The following is a 14,668-nucleotide window of genomic DNA, read 5'->3' on the forward strand; positions in this document are numbered from 1 at the left end:
TGGTCGCTCCTGCTCTAGCTCGTCTGAAACTCTGTGATGTCGTGGTCCAGGCGCTCCAGCAGCCGCCCCAGGGCAGCGGTGGAGACGCCGATGACCGATTCCCGGTCGCCGTCGACCCTCTCGATGTGCTCGGCGGCCTGTCCCTCCAGGGTGAAGGCCCCGGCGCAGTTCAGCCCCTCGCCGGACTCGGCGTAGGCGCGGATCTGCTCGTCGGTGGGCTGGCCGAAGGCGATGTCCGAGGACACGGTCTCCGCCGCGGCCGTCAGCTCGCCGTCCACTGCCAGGGTGCCGCCGGTGAAGACGCCGAAGGCCCGGTCCAGCCAGCTGGTGGCCGTCCGCAGAGAGGCCCCGGTGGTGTCCACCAGCCAGTGACCGGTGTGCAGGGTTCCGGTGTTCCCGCGCATCTGCTGCCAGCGCTGCACGGCCACCTCCACCTCATAGGGCTTGCCGTAGGCAGCGCCGTCGAGTTCGAACACCGAGTCGCAGCCCAGCACCAGTGCGTTGCGGGCCTCGTTGCGGGAGGCGACATCCTCGGCCTTGGTGCGGGCCAGCATGAGGGCCTCATCAGCGGGGCTCAGCGGCCCGGCGTTCTCCACGTAGGTCTCCACAGCGGCGCGTTCGTCCACATCGGAGACGACGACGTCGAACTCGATCCCCGCCGCGGAGAGGATCTCCTTCCGGGCGGGCGAGGCCGAGGCCAGGATCAGCCGGGGCATGCGTCCGGTGCTGCCGGGCCCGCGGCTCATCGCAGTCCTCCTGCGTTCTTCCAGGAGTCTGGGCCCGGGCGTCCCCACAGGCCCAGCCGGTTGAAGGAGAGGCTGCGACGTCGCTGCAGTCGGCGGTCCCGGGGACCGGTGCTGCCGGCGTCGTTGTCCTGGAGAGGGTCCGCGGCGGCCAGCTTCCCGACGACGGCGGAGACGGCGGCCAGCTCCTCCTCGGTCAGCTCAGCTCCGGACACCGTCAGCAGCGGCTGCTCATCCTCGTTGTTTGGGCGCAGATGTGCCGTCTCAGCGGCCTCGTCGGCCTGGGACGGCAATTCTCCGCCCAATCGATGGGTGTGGGCAGGCTCAGTCACAGCGGGATGTTTCCGTGCTTCTTGGCGGGCAGGGACTCACGCTTGTGGTAGGTGGCACGCAGGGCCTGGGTGATCTGCCAGCGGGTCTCGGCGGGCTCGATGACCGCATCGATGTAGCCCAGTTCGGCGGCCTGGTACGGGTTGAGCAGCTCGGCCTCGTAGTCGGCGATCAGCTCGGAGCGCTTGGCCTCCAGATCCTCGCCGTTCTTCTCGGCCTCAGCCAGGTTCCGGCGGTAGAGGATGTTGACCGCGCCCTGAGCACCCATCACGCCGATCTGCGCGGTGGGCCAGGCGAGGTTCACATCGGCGCCGAGCTTCTTGGAGCCCATCACGATGTAGGCGCCGCCGAAGGCCTTGCGGGTGATCACCGTGATCTTCGGGACGGTGGCCTCGGCATAGGCGTAGAGCAGCTTGGCGCCGCGGCGGATGATCCCGCCGAACTCCTGGTCGGTGCCGGGCAGGAAGCCGGGCACGTCCACCAGGGTGACCACCGGGATGTTGAAGGAGTCGCAGAAGCGGACGAAGCGGGCGGCCTTCTCGCTGGCGGCGATGTCCAAAGTTCCGGCGAACTGGCTGGGCTGGTTGGCGACCACGCCCACGCTGCGGCCCTCCACGCGCCCCAGGCCGATGACCACATTGGGAGCGTAGAGGGACTGCAGCTCCAGGAAGTGACCGTCGTCGAGGACCTGTTCGATCACCGCACGCATGTCATACGGGGCGCTGGCGGAATCGGGGATCAGGCCGTTGAGCGCCTCATCCTCGGCCTCGATCTTGGGACGCTCCTCGAAATCCTCCACCGGGCCTTCGGCGAGGTTGTTCAGCGGCAGGAACTCCAGCAGCTCCTGGGCGAAGGAGATCGCGTCCTCCTCATCCGAGGCCATATAGGCCGCCGTACCGGTGGTCCGGCTGTGGGATTCGGCGCCGCCGAGGGTCTCCATGTCCACGTCCTCGCCGGTGACGGACTTGATGACGTCCGGGCCGGTGATGAACATGTGGGAGGTCTTGTCCACCATGATCACGAAGTCGTTCAGCGCGGGGGAGTAGGCGGCGCCGCCGGCGGCCGGGCCCATGATCAGGGTGATCTGCGGGATCACGCCGGAGGAGTGGACGTTGTTGCGGAAGATGTCGGCGAACATGGCCAGCGAGGCCACGCCCTCCTGGATGCGCGCGCCGCCGCCGTCGTTGATCCCGATCACGGGGCAGCCATTGCGGGCGGCGAACTCCTGGACCTTGACGATCTTCTCTCCGTTGACCTTGGAGAGGGAGCCGCCGAAGACGGTGAAGTCCTGGGAGTAGACGGCCACCAGGCGGCCGTCGATGGTGCCGTAGCCGGAGACCAGGCCGTCGCCCAGCGGCTTCTTGGCATCCATGCCGAAGGAGGTGGTGCGGTGGACGGCCAGGGCGTCGAATTCGACGAAGGATCCCTCGTCGAGCAGCATGTCGATCCGTTCGCGGGCAGTGTGCTTGCCGCGGTTGTGCTGCTTCGCGACGGCGGCCTCTCCGGCAGGCGCCTGGGTCTGGTCCCGGCGGTCGCGGAAGTCGGCGAGCTTGCCGGCAGTGGTGGTGAGGTCGCGCGTCATCGTGCTTCGGTGGTGCCTTTCATAGAGAGTCTCCACAATCCAGCCGCCAGTCTAATGGGAGAGACCCGCGATTCTGCTGTGGAAACCCTACAAATCCTGGGGGAGCACCCCCGTGCGCTGTGATCTGGGATACACAAAGTGATTACTGGCCAGTAGGATCGGAGCATGGGACACCAGAATGATGAGCACCAGAGTGCGAGCGACCTGACCGGCCTGCAGGGAAAGACCGTGGTGATGTCCGGGGGCAGCCGCGGCATCGGGCATTCCATCGCCGTGCAGCTCGGCGCGGCCGGGGCCCAGGTGGTCCTGCTGGCCAAGACCGGCGAGCCGCACCCCACATTGGAAGGGACCGTCCACACTGCCGTGGAGGACGTCGAGGCCGCCGGCGGCCGCGGCCTGGCCGTGGTCGGGGACCTGCGCCGGGATGAGGATGTCGCCCGTGCCGTGGAGGCAGCCGTGGAGACCTTCGGCGGGATCGACATCGTCATCAACAACGCCTCCGCCATCGACCTCTCGCCCACTGAGGCGCTGGACATGAAGCGCTATGACCTCATGCATGACATCAACGTCCGCGGCACCTTTCTGCTCTCCAAGCTGGCGGCCCCGCATCTGCGGGCCAGCGCCGCGAGGGGTCGCAGCCCTCAGATCCTCACGCTCTCTCCGCCGCTGACCGGCTCCGACGGGCGCTTGGACCACCGCTGGTTCGGCAGGCACCTGGCCTACACAATGGCCAAATACGGGATGTCGATGACCACGATCGGCCTCTCTCAGGAGCTGGCGGGGACAGAGGGGCAGCCCGGCGTCGCGGTGAACTCGCTGTGGCCGGTCACGCTGATCGAGACTGCGGCCATCCGCTCCCTGGCCGAGAAGTCAGCCGGCGCCGGACAGCAGGAGCAGGGTGAGGCGATGCTGCGCGGGTCGCGGCGTCCGCAGATCGTCGCCGATGCGGCCGCGGCTCTGCTCGCCGGTGCGGTGACGAAAGGTGGGGAGCTGGTCACGGGCCGGTTCCTCACTGATGAGGAGGTTCTGCGGGCCGCTGGAGTGCAGGACTTCAGCAGCTATGCCGTGGACCCGGAGGCCGCCCCGGCCCCGGACATCTTCCTCTGAGCCCGGCGGAGAAAGTGGGCAGGGAGAATAGGGCTATGACTGACCGCCCCGCGCCCCACCTCCAGCCTCTGGATGAGGACCACCTGCGACGCCGACTGGTCCAGTGCGGGCCCTTCGCTCGGCTGGAGCGGGTGGAATCCATCGGCTCCACCAATGCGTGGCTGGTCGAGGAGCTCTCCCGCTCGGCGAGCGCCGGTACGGTCGGCGCCGAGTCCGACTGGCCGCATCTGTCCGTGCTGACCGCTGAGGAGCAGACCGGCGGATCGGGGCGGCTGGGGCGTTCCTGGGTCTCGCCCCGCTGCTCCTCGCTCTCGACCTCCATCGTGCTGCGCCCGGCCCTTGCGGGGCAGGACCTGGCTTGGATCTCCCTGCTGGCAGCAGCCGCGCTGACGGAGGTGCTGCGCGAGGACTGCGGCCTCGAGGCCCAGCTGAAGTGGCCCAACGACGTCCACATCCATGGCCGCAAGATCAGTGGCATCCTCGCCGCGCTCGCCGCAGGAGGTCCCGACGTCGGCGGTGCCCTCATCCTGGGCTGCGGGATCAACGTGCTGCTCACCGAGGACCAGCTCCCGACGCCGACCTCCACCTCCGCGCTGCTGGAGCTGGAGCGGGCCCAGCGGTCTCAACCGGATCAGCGGTCTCAGCCGGATCTGGCCTCTCAGTCGGATCTGACGCTTCCCTCGGCCCTGACTGCCGAAGCCTCCTCTCCGGATCTCCGCACCGGGCTGCTGGCATCCTTCCTCGAACGCTTCGCCGCCATCCTGGCCGAGGCGGAGCGGCAGGGATCGGCCGCAGCGCTGCGCCCACGCATCGCCGCAGTGATGGACACCATCGGCCAGGAGGTCCGCATCGAGCTCCCTGACGGCTCAGCTGAGCGCGGGACCGCCACGGCGCTGGATGCCGACGGTGCGCTGCGGGTGGAGGTGAGGCATCGGCGTCGTGCCGCGGATGCTCTCTGGCAGGAGCAGCCTGTGACTCAGCGGTCCTTCTCAGCGGGCGATGTGGTGCACCTGCGTCGCCGGTAAACTGACGCAGACAGGGGAAGGCGCCCGGTCGGCTCGAGGATGACAGGATCACCGGGAGTCGGAACAGGGCTGGACAGGACCAGAGACGTGAGGAGAGTGCTCGGGGCGATGAAGCTGAAGCTGGCCGCCGGCGAACAGGTCATCGTTCGCACGCGCTCCCATCACCGTGTGCTGATCCCCGCGCTGGTGAACTTTCTGGTCACTCTGGCGGTCATGAGCTTCCTGCTGGGCTACATCGCCCGGGGCTCCCAGCCCGAATGGGTGCAGCACTACAGCTACATCGGCACCTTCCTGGTGTGGGCCGGCGGGCTGCTGTCCCTGGTCTTCGGCTCGCTGCGTCCGGTGCTGGCCTGGGGCAACCGGATCACCTACCTGACCAATCTGCGGATCGTTCAGAAGAACTTCCTGGGTGCTCCGCAGCCGCTGGTCATTCCGCTGGGCCTGGTGACCGAGGCGCAGATGCGTCAGTCCAAGGTTCAGGAGATGACCGGAGCCGGCGACCTGCTGATCTCCCACGGCGCCTACGGCCAGCAGCAGCGCACCAAGCTGAAGGATATGCCCGACGTCGAACGCTTCCATCCCGTCGTGGTGGAGGAGCTGGCGTCCTACCGTCGGTCGGCGGCCGCTCAGCACGCCGCACAGCAGAGTGCTGGGGCCCGCCCCTACGAGTTCGACCACGGGACGCACTATGCGTGAGGAACATCAGGACGAGGGCCGCAGAGGCCCTGAGGGCCACACCGACGAAGGCCAGAGGGCCTGGGAGCTGGCGCGACGCCGCGGGTTCGGTGGAATGACCGATGACACGGCCGGCTACGCGGAGGAGGGCCTGGACGGCCCGCCCCGGTACAGCGAGAAGGAGCTGGAGGAGGCGCGTTCGGACTGGTCCGACTTCCGCTCCGCGCGGCTCAACGGCCGGATGCCCTCTCTGGGAGCTGACGAGATCGTGGCCCCGCCGTCCCAGGAGCCTTCGGAGGAGAGCCGCGCGGCGGCCCGCAGCTTCGCCGGCACGGGGCTTGAAGACGAGACCGGGCTTGATGACGAGGCCGGGCCCAGCCCGGACACGCAGATCGGATCAGGTTCAGGGCTCGTATCCGGCGCGGAGCTTGGTTTCGAGGCCGCAGGGGCGGCCGGGGGCCTCGGCGGACGACGTGCGCCCGAGACGGCGTCGATCCCCGCCCCCACCTCGCAGCAGCGGGAGTGGCACCGCAACATCCGCGACCTCGAACACCGGCTCCTCGGAGCCGAACGCACTCTGACCTACCGCGAGATGGCCAAGGAGATGGGAGTCTCCACCCACTCGGCGCGCAAACTGTGGCGCGCGCTGGGGTTCCCCAATCTCGACGACGACGTCAAAGCTTTCACCCAGGCCGATGTGGAGGCCCTGGCCACGATGGTCGGACTGGTCCGCGAGGGTTACCTGAACGAGGAGACGGCGATCTCTCTGACCCGCTCGGTGGGGCAGATGACCGACCGTATGGTGGTCTGGCAGATCGAGGCGCTGGTGGAGGACAAGATCACCAACGAGCAGCTCTCCGACGCTGTGGCCCGCTCGCAGGTGGTGGAGACGCTTCCTGAGCTGATCGACCCCATCCAGCGCCTGATGGGCTACGCGTGGCGCCGCCAGCTCTCGGCCGCCCTGCAGCGGCTGACCGTCCGGGTGGAGTCAGGCCTGGCCGCCAGCTCCCGAGGACGCACCGGCGAGGAGCACGACACCCCGCTGCCGCTGGCGCGCGCGGTGGGCTTCGCCGACCTGGTCTCCTACACCTCGCTCTCCCGGCAGATGAACGAGCGGACCCTGGCCCAGATGGTGCAGCGGTTCGAGTCCAAATGCGCCGAGATCATCAGCATCGGCGGCGGACGGTTGGTCAAGACCGTGGGCGACGAGGTCCTCTACAACGCCGAGACGCCGGAGGCAGGCGCCGAGATCGCCCTCGCCCTGGCTGAGACCATCGCCGCCGATGAGGTGCTGCCCCAGGCGCGGGTCTCTGTGGTCTGGGGCCGCGTGCTCTCCCGGATGGGCGACATCTACGGCCCCACGGTGAACCTGGCGGCGCGGCTGACCGCGCTGGCAGACCCGGGCACCATCCTGGTGGACTCGGTCACGGCCGCAGCCCTGGAACGTGATGACGACTATCTGCTGGTCCCGCAGCCGCCGCGCATCGTCCGCGGATTCGGCGAGGTCCAGCCCAATATGCTGCTGCGCGCCAACGGCACGGGAATCGTCCTGGATTCCTGAGGGGACCGGCGCAGAGCACCGGGGTCCGAGAGGCGGGTGCTCGGGGCCGTGATCGGGCTGGAATTGCTGACCTGGTGCGATCCTCTGCGACATCCGGTGCACCGTGTGATCGTTTCGTGACAAGATGGCTGAGTGACCTCTCTCTATCTGGACTACGGGTACGGCTCACACGTCGGCCTGCGCCGTGAGCTGAACGAGGATTCCTCCGTGGTCACCGACACCCTCTTCGCTGTGGCCGACGGCATGGGCGGCCATGAAGCCGGCGAAGTCGCCTCCTCCCTGGCGGTCCAGACGCTGGCCGAGGGCTGGGACGCCGCCCAGGGCCTGATCAGCCGCTACGAGCTCCAGCAGTTCATCGATCGTGCCGACGCCCGCATCCGTGAGGCCACAGACTCCAAAGCTGGCACCACGCTGACCGGAGCCGCGCTCATCGAGGCCGAGGGTGAGCTGCAGTGGCTGGTCTTCAACATCGGCGATTCCCGGACCTACATGTTCGAGGAGGGCCGCCTGGTCCGCCTGACCCGCGACCACTCGCAGGTCCAGGAGATGTATGAGTCCGGCATCATCACTGCTGATGAGATCCACAATCACCCCAACCGCAACGTGATCACCCGCGCGCTCGGTGCCGGGGACGCCTTCGACGCCGACTTCTTCGCCGCCACGGTCAACGCCGGACAGCGCATGCTGATCTGCTCCGACGGGCTGACCGGCGAGCTCGAGGATGCCAAGATCGCCGAGATCCTGGATCGCGGCGAATCGGCGCAGGAGACCGTGGACGCTCTGATCCAGCGGTCTCTGCGCCGGGGCGGGCGGGACAACGTGACCGTCGTCGTGGTGGATGTGAAGGAAGAGCAGCAGGACTGAGCGGGATGTCGGGGCCGCAGTCCCCGATAGTATGTGGGGGATACCCGAACCCCGATCCGAGGGAGATGCATGTCTGACATCTCGCGCGCCGACGTCGAGCATCTGGCGAAGCTTGCGCACATCAGCATGACGGAGCAGGAGCTGGAGAAGATGGCCGGAGAGCTGGCCGTCATCGTCGATTCCGTCAAGACGGTCTCTGAGGCGGTCTCCGGCGACGTTCCGGCCACGTCGCATCCGCTGCCCCTGACCAATGTGTTCCGCGAGGATGTGGTCGGTGAGGTCTTCACCGCCGAACAGTCGCTGAGCAACGCCCCCGACGCCGAGGACGGCCGCTTCAAGGTCCCGGCCATTCTGGATGAGGAGTGACACGTGGCTGACAACGCTGAACTGATCAGGCTGACCGCCGCCGAGATGGCGGAGAGGCTGCGCGCCGGGGAGATCACCTCGGTGGAGCTCACCCAGGCCCACCTGGACCGGATCGCCGCCGTGGACGGGGGCGAGCAGGATGGAGCCCAGCAGGGCATCAACGCCTTCATCCATGTCTCCGGTGAGGAGGCGCTGGCCACTGCCGCCGAGGTGGACGCCATCCGTGCCGCCGGCGGCGCCGAGGCTGAGGCCCTGCATCCGCTGGCCGGTGTGCCGATCGCGGTCAAGGACCTCATCGTCACCGTGGGCCAGCCGACCACGGCCGGCTCGAAGATGCTCGAGGGCTGGATGAGCCCCTACGACGCCACTGTGGTGGAGAAGATCCGGGCGGCCAAGCTGCCGATCCTGGGCAAGACCAACCTGGACGAGTTCGCCATGGGCTCCTCCACCGAGCACTCGGCCTACGGCGTGACCCGCAACCCCTGGGACACCAGCCGCATCCCCGGCGGCTCCGGCGGAGGCTCTGCGGCCGCCGTCGCCGCCTTCGAGGCGCCGCTGGCCCTGGGCACCGACACCGGCGGGTCCATCCGCCAGCCCGGCGCCGTGACCGGCACAGTGGGCACCAAGCCAACCTACGGCTCGGTCTCCCGCTACGGTGCGATCGCGATGGCCTCCTCACTGGACCAGATCGGCCCGGTGGCCCGCACCACCGAGGACGCCGCGCTGCTGCACGAGCTGATCGCCGGACATGACCCCAAGGACTCCACCTCGCTGCCCGATGAGGTCCCCGCCTTCGGCGAGGCCTCCCGGCGGCAGAGCGTGGAGGGTCTGCGGATCGGTGTGATCAAGCAGCTGCAGGGCGAGGGCTACCAGTCCGGTGTGCTGGCCCGCTTCCAGGAGTCCCTGGACGCGCTGAAGGCCGCCGGGGCGGAGATCGTGGAGGTGGACTGCCCCAGCTTCGAGTACGCGCTGGGCGCCTACTACCTGATCATGCCCTCGGAGGCCTCCTCGAACCTCGCACGGTTCGACGGCGTCCGCTACGGCACCCGTGTGACCCCCGACGAGGGGCCGCTGACCATCGAACGCGTCATGGGGGCCACCCGCGCCGCAGGCTTCGGCGAAGAGGTCAAGCGCCGCATCATCCTGGGGACCTACGCGCTCTCGGCCGGCTACTACGACGCCTACTACGGCTCCGCGCAGAAGGTCCGCACCCTGATCCAGCGCGACTTCGACGCCGCCTTCGAGAAGGCCGATGTGCTGATCTCGCCGACCTCGCCGGTGGTGGCCTTCCCGCTGGGGGAGAAGCTGGATGATCCGCTGGCGATGTACCTCAACGACGTCGCCACCATCCCGGCCAACCTGGCCGGCATCCCCGGCATCTCGGTGCCCGGCGGTCTGGCCGCCGACGAGACCGGCGCCGAACTGCCCGTGGGCATCCAGTTCCTGGCCCCTGCCCGCGAGGACGCCCGGATCTACCACGCAGCCGGTGCGCTGGAGAAGCTGCTGAACGACGGATCCGAGCCCCTGTGGGCCCAGATCCCCGAGCTCGAGTCCCAGGAGGCCTGAGGATGACTGACACCATCGCAGAAGCAGCGCCGCTGTCCTACGAGGAGGCGCTGGAACGCTTCGACCCGGTCCTCGGCTTCGAGGTCCACGTGGAGCTCAACACCGCGACCAAGATGTTCTCCTCGGCGCCGAACGCCTTCGGCGACGAGCCGAACACCAACGTCAACCCGGTCTGCCTGGGCCTGCCCGGCACCCTGCCGGTGGTCAACGGCACCGCCGTGGAGTCGGCCATCCGGCTGGGCCTGGCGCTGAACTGCCAGATCGCGGAGTCCTGCCGCTTCGCGCGCAAGCAGTACTTCTACCCGGACACCCCGAAGAACTGGCAGACCTCCCAGTACGACGAGCCCATCGCCTATGACGGCTATCTGGACGTGGAGCTCGACGACGGCGAGGTCTTCCGGGTGGAGATCGAGCGCGCCCACATGGAGGAGGACGCCGGCAAGCTGACCCACGCCGGAACCTCAGGGCGGATCCAGGGCGCGGACTACTCGCTGGTGGACTACAACCGCTCAGGTGTGCCGCTGATCGAGATCGTCACCAAGCCGATCGTCGGCGCCGGGGAGCGTGCCCCGGAGATCGCTCGGGCCTACGTCTCGGCCATCCGCGACGTGGTCAAGAGCCTGGACATCTCTGAGGCCAAGATGGAGCGCGGCAACGTCCGCTGCGACGCCAACGTCTCCCTGATGCCCAAGGGCAGCAGCGAGTTCGGCACCCGCTCGGAGACCAAGAACGTCAACTCCATGCGCGCTGTGGAGCACGCGGTCATCTACGAGATCCGCCGCCACGCCGGTGTGCTCTCGGCCGGGGGGTCCATCGTCCAGGAGACCCGCCACTGGCAGGAGACCTCCCGGACCACCACCTCGGGCCGTCCGAAGTCCGACGCCGACGACTACCGCTACTTCCCGGAGCCGGACCTGGTGCCGGTGGTGACCACCCAGGACTGGATCGAGCGGCTGCGTGCCGAGCTGCCGGAGCCGCCGGCGCAGCGCCGGCGTCGTCTGCGTGAGGCCTGGGGCTATGCGGACAAGGAGTTCCGCGATGTGGTGGCCGCGGATCTGCTCGATGAGATCGAGGAGACCGTGGAGAAGGGCGCCTCGCCCGCCGTCGCCCGCAAGTGGTGGATGGGTGAGATCTCGCGTCTGGCCAACGCCCGGGACCTGGAGCCGGCCGCACTGGGCGTGGCCTCGGCGACGATCATCGAGCTCAACGGCCTGATCGAGGCTGAGCGGATCAATGACAAGATCGCCCGCCAGGTCCTGGAGTTCCACGTGGACGGGGAAGGCTCCCCGGAGGCCATCGTGGAGGCCCGCGGTCTGGAGGTCGTCTCCGACGACGGCGCGCTCTCCGCCGCTGTGGAGAAGGCCATGGAGGAGAACCCCGATGTGGTGGAGAAGGTCAAGGGCGGCAAGCTCAAGGCCATCGGCGCCCTCATCGGTCCGGTCATGAAGGAGACCAAGGGCCAGGCCGACGCCGGCAAGGTCCGCGAGATCGTCCTGGAGAAGCTGGGCATCGAGGGCTGACCTTTTCCCCTGCGATTCGAGCGGGGTTTTCGCCCTTTTCAGCTGAGATTCGGCGTCAGAAGGGCAGAAACCCCGCTCGAATCGCCTCCAGGGTTCTAGAGTGGCGGGCATGGCTTATACGAAGAACGTCGTGTCCGGGATCCGTGGTGCCGCCCAGGCCGAGGCCGCCGGGCTGCGCTGGCTGGCCGAGGCCACGGAGCAGGGCGGGGCCCGCATCGCTCAGGTCCTCTCTGTGGAGGAGCGGCGCCTGGAGCTCGAGCAGCTCGACGCCGCTCCGGCCACGGAGGAGGCCGCGCAGGCCTTCGGCGCGGCCCTGGCCCGCACCCACCGCTCGCTGCCGGAGGACGCTCTGTTCGGTCAGCTTCCGGCAGAGCATCCCGACGACGTCGCCCCGCTGTTCGGCCCGGCTGAGCAGCTGCTGGAGATGGGCGACGGAACGCACCTCTCCTGGGGAGCCTTCCACGCCCAGGAGCGCCTGGACCCGCTGCTGGACCGGCTGACCGCCGACGGCGCGCGTGCCTCCTCCGCCGATCTGAAGCTGCTGCAGCAGGCCCGGGACCGGATCGCCTCCGGAGAGCTCGACGACGGCGAGACTCCCTCCCGCATCCATGGCGACCTGTGGACCGGTAACGTGCTGTGGACCGCTGAGGGCGCAGTGCTGATCGACCCGGCCGCCCACGCCGGTCACCGTGAAGCGGATCTGGCCATGCTGGACCTCTTCGGCCTGGACCATCTCGAGGAGGTCATGGACGCCTATGACGAGGTGGCTCCGTTGCGCGAGGGCTGGGCCGACCGCACTCCCATGCATCAGCTCTTCCCGCTGCTGGCCCACTGGGTGCTCTTCGGCGGAGCCTATGAGAGTCCGACTCTCGCAGCGGCGGAGACGGTCCTGGACCTCTAGCATCTAGGTTGCTGGGAGCGTGAAGTCCACCCCTGCCCACTCAAAGAACTGTTCGGCAGACAGGATTGGTTTGTCGTAGGCCAGGGCCAGCTTCGCTTTTCCTGATTGCGTGCCGAGCTCGGCTACGACGAGGACTTCGCAGCGCGATTTCGTCACTGAGGACACGGGGGCGAGACCCATTTGGGAAGCCAGCGCTTCCATGTCCTTGCGGTCCCAGGTGGTTCCGCCGGGTCCGACTGCGGTGCCGGTGAAACAGATCCTCGCTCCCGGGATAAGTATGTCGTCAGGCGAGGGAGGGTCGGAGGAGTCGTCGCCGACAGTAATGGGGTGATTCAACGCCTCTCCAGCTTTCCTCAGCCGACGAGCGGCTTCGGGAGAGAGGACCTGACGGTCGGCGATCAGTTGGAGCTGTTCACCTAGTCCTTGGATGGCTGCAGATTGCCAAGACTCCATCCCGCGGATGGGCGTGGACAGCCTTGCGTCTCCCTCTCCCAGAAGTGCTGGGCTCACGTCGCGGCATACTTCGATCAGTGCTGCCACTCCGGGAAGGTGCTCGAAGGATGGAGTGAGGGCTGTGTGATGACGAGTCAAGACGTAGCCGACATCAACGGTGGTGAGGTCAGCGTCGGTGAAGGGGCCGGCACTGAGGTCTTCGATCCTCTGTGTGCTGCACGTCTGAAGATCGCGCTGAGCGGCCTCGAGCGCATCAGCTGGAGTGCGCGACGACGTGGGGGAGCCGATCTCGATCCCCAGCGGAAGCGGCACGATCTCGCCGACGCGTTTGAGCTCAGAGTCGATGAGCCCCAGCGTCTGATCTATACCGACTCCAACGGGGGTGAATCCCTCCACCGCAGGGCCGATGAGGGACCATGCTTCAGACAACGTGGGGGCCAGGAGAACATCGGCTGCTGAGATGTTGTAGGCCTGGCGCGCGGCTACGATATCACGTTGAGGGTTGATCAGCGTGCTGATCGAGGTTCCGTCTTCGAAGGCCACGGCCAGCTCCACGGGCCGCGGACGCGACATGCGCGCTTCATCGCCGACAGTCAGCACCCGAACGGCGCAGTACTTGTGGTCATGTGTCGCTCCTGTGCTGCGCGCGAGGAAGCGCAGGACGGTCCGGTCAGTCTTCAGGTCTTTCGGGAAGACCTTGCGGCGCAGCACAAGGCCAGCAAGGGACGTCGCACGGCTCAGCGCAACGTAGAGCTGACCGGGTGCAAAGGTGCCGCCGCTGAGGTCGACGATCAGGCGATCCACGGTCTGTCCCTGAGATTTGTGGATGGTGATGGCCCACGCCAAGCGGAACGGCAACTGTGTGAATGTGCCGATCACCCGGTGGGTCAGAGATCCCCCGTCGAGGACAGGCTCGGTCACCTCCCATGTGTGAGGGTGGACGAAGACTCGGCGCCCCGGTCCTTTCTCATCCTGTGAAGGCACATCGACTTCGACGTAGGGCTCACCGTCGTCTTCGATTCCGGTGTCTACGATCTTGCCGAGGGTTCCGTTGACCCACCGCTCCATCGGGTCGTTGTTGAGGAGCATGATCTGTGCCCCGACCTTATAGTCCAGCTTCTCCGCAGTCGGGAGATCGAAACGGGCGATGTCACCTGTCACGCGAGCCTGATGATGCAGCAGCTCGCTGGGCAACGTGGCCAGCCGGTTGCGGTTTCGGGAATCCGCGATCGGGTTGGTCGTGGTGAGGGTCAGCCAGAACTCTTCTTCGGCGGGCTCGAAGTCCGGATCCAGACGCATGTGGAGGTTGTGAGCCGCGGATCCGAGGAGCACGCCCTCGCGGATGGAGTTGAGGATCGACGTCATGCGGTCGTCACCGAGCTGACGGAAGACCTTGTTCAGGGCGACTGTTGGGAACGCCTGCTCATCGTAGTGCTCTGCGGAGAAGAAGTAGGGCGTTGAGTAGGTGGTCTCGAAATAGTCCCGCTCGGTCTCCTGAACAACGGGGGGAAGCTGCAACAGGTCACCGACGAGAACAATCTGGACTCCGCCGAACGGTTCGCCCGGGCGGGGGCCATACCGTTGGAGTGCCAGAGCCACTTTGTCGAAGAGGTCAGCACGGACCATGGACGCTTCGTCGATGATCAGCGTTTCCAGGTTCTTGATCACCGAGGCGAAGCGACCGGGATAGTAGCGGCCGCTGCGGATATCTTCGAAACCAGTGTGGTGAGGATGGATGCTGAACAGGCGATGGAGAGTGTAGCCATCGACGTTGAGTGCGGCGATCCCGGTGGGCGCGGTGACGACGACGTTGCGCTGGGTCCGTCTCATGTACTCGCGGATGAGGGTCGATTTGCCCGTTCCTGCTTTACCTGTGAGGAAGAGGTGCTCTCCGGCCTCCAAGAGGTCCAGCGCATGACGGAACTCATCGGTGAGCTCAAAGGACGATGTCACTAGAACGAACCCCTCACCTCGG

13 protein-coding genes are annotated in these 14,668 nt (G+C 67.4%); 9 read left to right on the forward strand and 4 right to left on the reverse strand.

Features of this window, described 5'->3' with window-relative positions; genetic code table 11:
* Positions 1-14: 14 nt before the first annotated feature.
* Genes JOF45_RS01390 through JOF45_RS01400 form a run of 3 tightly spaced genes read right to left on the reverse strand, consistent with a single transcriptional unit; the run spans position 15 to position 2,655 of the window.
* The gene (locus JOF45_RS01390) at positions 15-746 is read right to left on the reverse strand and encodes a Maf family protein (protein ID WP_245324101.1); all 732 of its coding nucleotides are present in this window, start codon (positions 744-746) and stop codon (positions 15-17) included.
* Positions 743-1,075 (reverse strand): acyl-CoA carboxylase epsilon subunit, encoded by a 333-nt coding sequence (locus JOF45_RS01395; RefSeq protein ID WP_210047447.1) that lies wholly within the window; start codon positions 1,073-1,075, stop codon positions 743-745. Before JOF45_RS01395 ends, JOF45_RS01390 begins: the two co-directional genes overlap by 4 nt.
* Positions 1,072-2,655, reverse strand: a complete 1,584-nt coding sequence (locus JOF45_RS01400) for an acyl-CoA carboxylase subunit beta (protein WP_210047448.1) — start codon at positions 2,653-2,655, stop codon at positions 1,072-1,074. Before JOF45_RS01400 ends, JOF45_RS01395 begins: the two co-directional genes overlap by 4 nt.
* Before the next feature lie 165 nt (positions 2,656-2,820).
* Here JOF45_RS01400 and JOF45_RS01405 point away from each other — a divergent pair, with 165 nt between their 5' ends.
* The 9 genes from JOF45_RS01405 to JOF45_RS01445 all read left to right on the forward strand — a co-directional run bounded on the left by JOF45_RS01405 (position 2,821) and on the right by JOF45_RS01445 (position 12,240).
* Positions 2,821-3,762 (forward strand): SDR family oxidoreductase, encoded by a 942-nt coding sequence (locus JOF45_RS01405; RefSeq protein ID WP_210047449.1) that lies wholly within the window; start codon positions 2,821-2,823, stop codon positions 3,760-3,762.
* Positions 3,763-3,797: 35 nt separating this feature from the next.
* On the forward strand, positions 3,798-4,787 hold the full coding sequence (locus tag JOF45_RS01410) for a biotin--[acetyl-CoA-carboxylase] ligase (protein ID WP_210047450.1): 990 nt from the start codon (positions 3,798-3,800) through the stop codon (positions 4,785-4,787).
* 108 nt (positions 4,788-4,895) lie between these two features.
* Entirely contained in the window at positions 4,896-5,483 is a 588-nt protein-coding gene (locus JOF45_RS01415) for a hypothetical protein (RefSeq protein WP_210047451.1), read from the forward strand.
* 472 nt (positions 5,484-5,955) lie between these two features.
* Entirely contained in the window at positions 5,956-7,023 is a 1,068-nt protein-coding gene (locus tag JOF45_RS01420) for an adenylate/guanylate cyclase domain-containing protein (RefSeq protein ID WP_378579579.1), read from the forward strand.
* Positions 7,024-7,155: 132 nt separating this feature from the next.
* The gene (locus JOF45_RS01425; RefSeq protein WP_210047452.1) at positions 7,156-7,887 is read left to right on the forward strand and encodes a PP2C family protein-serine/threonine phosphatase; all 732 of its coding nucleotides are present in this window, start codon (positions 7,156-7,158) and stop codon (positions 7,885-7,887) included.
* 69 nt (positions 7,888-7,956) lie between these two features.
* A complete protein-coding gene (gatC, locus tag JOF45_RS01430; RefSeq protein ID WP_210047453.1) occupies positions 7,957-8,253 on the forward strand; it encodes an Asp-tRNA(Asn)/Glu-tRNA(Gln) amidotransferase subunit GatC in 297 nt (98 codons plus the stop codon).
* A 45-nt stretch (positions 8,254-8,298) separates the two neighbouring features.
* A complete protein-coding gene (gene gatA, locus JOF45_RS01435; protein ID WP_210051214.1) occupies positions 8,299-9,819 on the forward strand; it encodes an Asp-tRNA(Asn)/Glu-tRNA(Gln) amidotransferase subunit GatA in 1,521 nt (506 codons plus the stop codon).
* 2 nt (positions 9,820-9,821) lie between these two features.
* The gene (gene gatB / locus JOF45_RS01440) at positions 9,822-11,339 is read left to right on the forward strand and encodes an Asp-tRNA(Asn)/Glu-tRNA(Gln) amidotransferase subunit GatB (RefSeq protein ID WP_210047454.1); all 1,518 of its coding nucleotides are present in this window, start codon (positions 9,822-9,824) and stop codon (positions 11,337-11,339) included.
* A gap of 109 nt (positions 11,340-11,448) precedes the next feature.
* Entirely contained in the window at positions 11,449-12,240 is a 792-nt protein-coding gene (locus JOF45_RS01445; protein WP_210047455.1) for a fructosamine kinase family protein, read from the forward strand.
* A 3-nt stretch (positions 12,241-12,243) separates the two neighbouring features.
* On the opposite strand, the gene JOF45_RS01450 is transcribed toward JOF45_RS01445, so the two are convergent.
* A complete protein-coding gene (locus JOF45_RS01450; protein ID WP_342591362.1) occupies positions 12,244-14,646 on the reverse strand; it encodes an AAA family ATPase in 2,403 nt (800 codons plus the stop codon).
* Positions 14,647-14,668: the final 22 nt, after the last annotated feature.

The sequence above is a fragment of the Nesterenkonia lacusekhoensis genome, assembly GCF_017876395.1.
Lineage (GTDB): Bacteria > Actinomycetota > Actinomycetes > Actinomycetales > Micrococcaceae > Nesterenkonia > Nesterenkonia lacusekhoensis.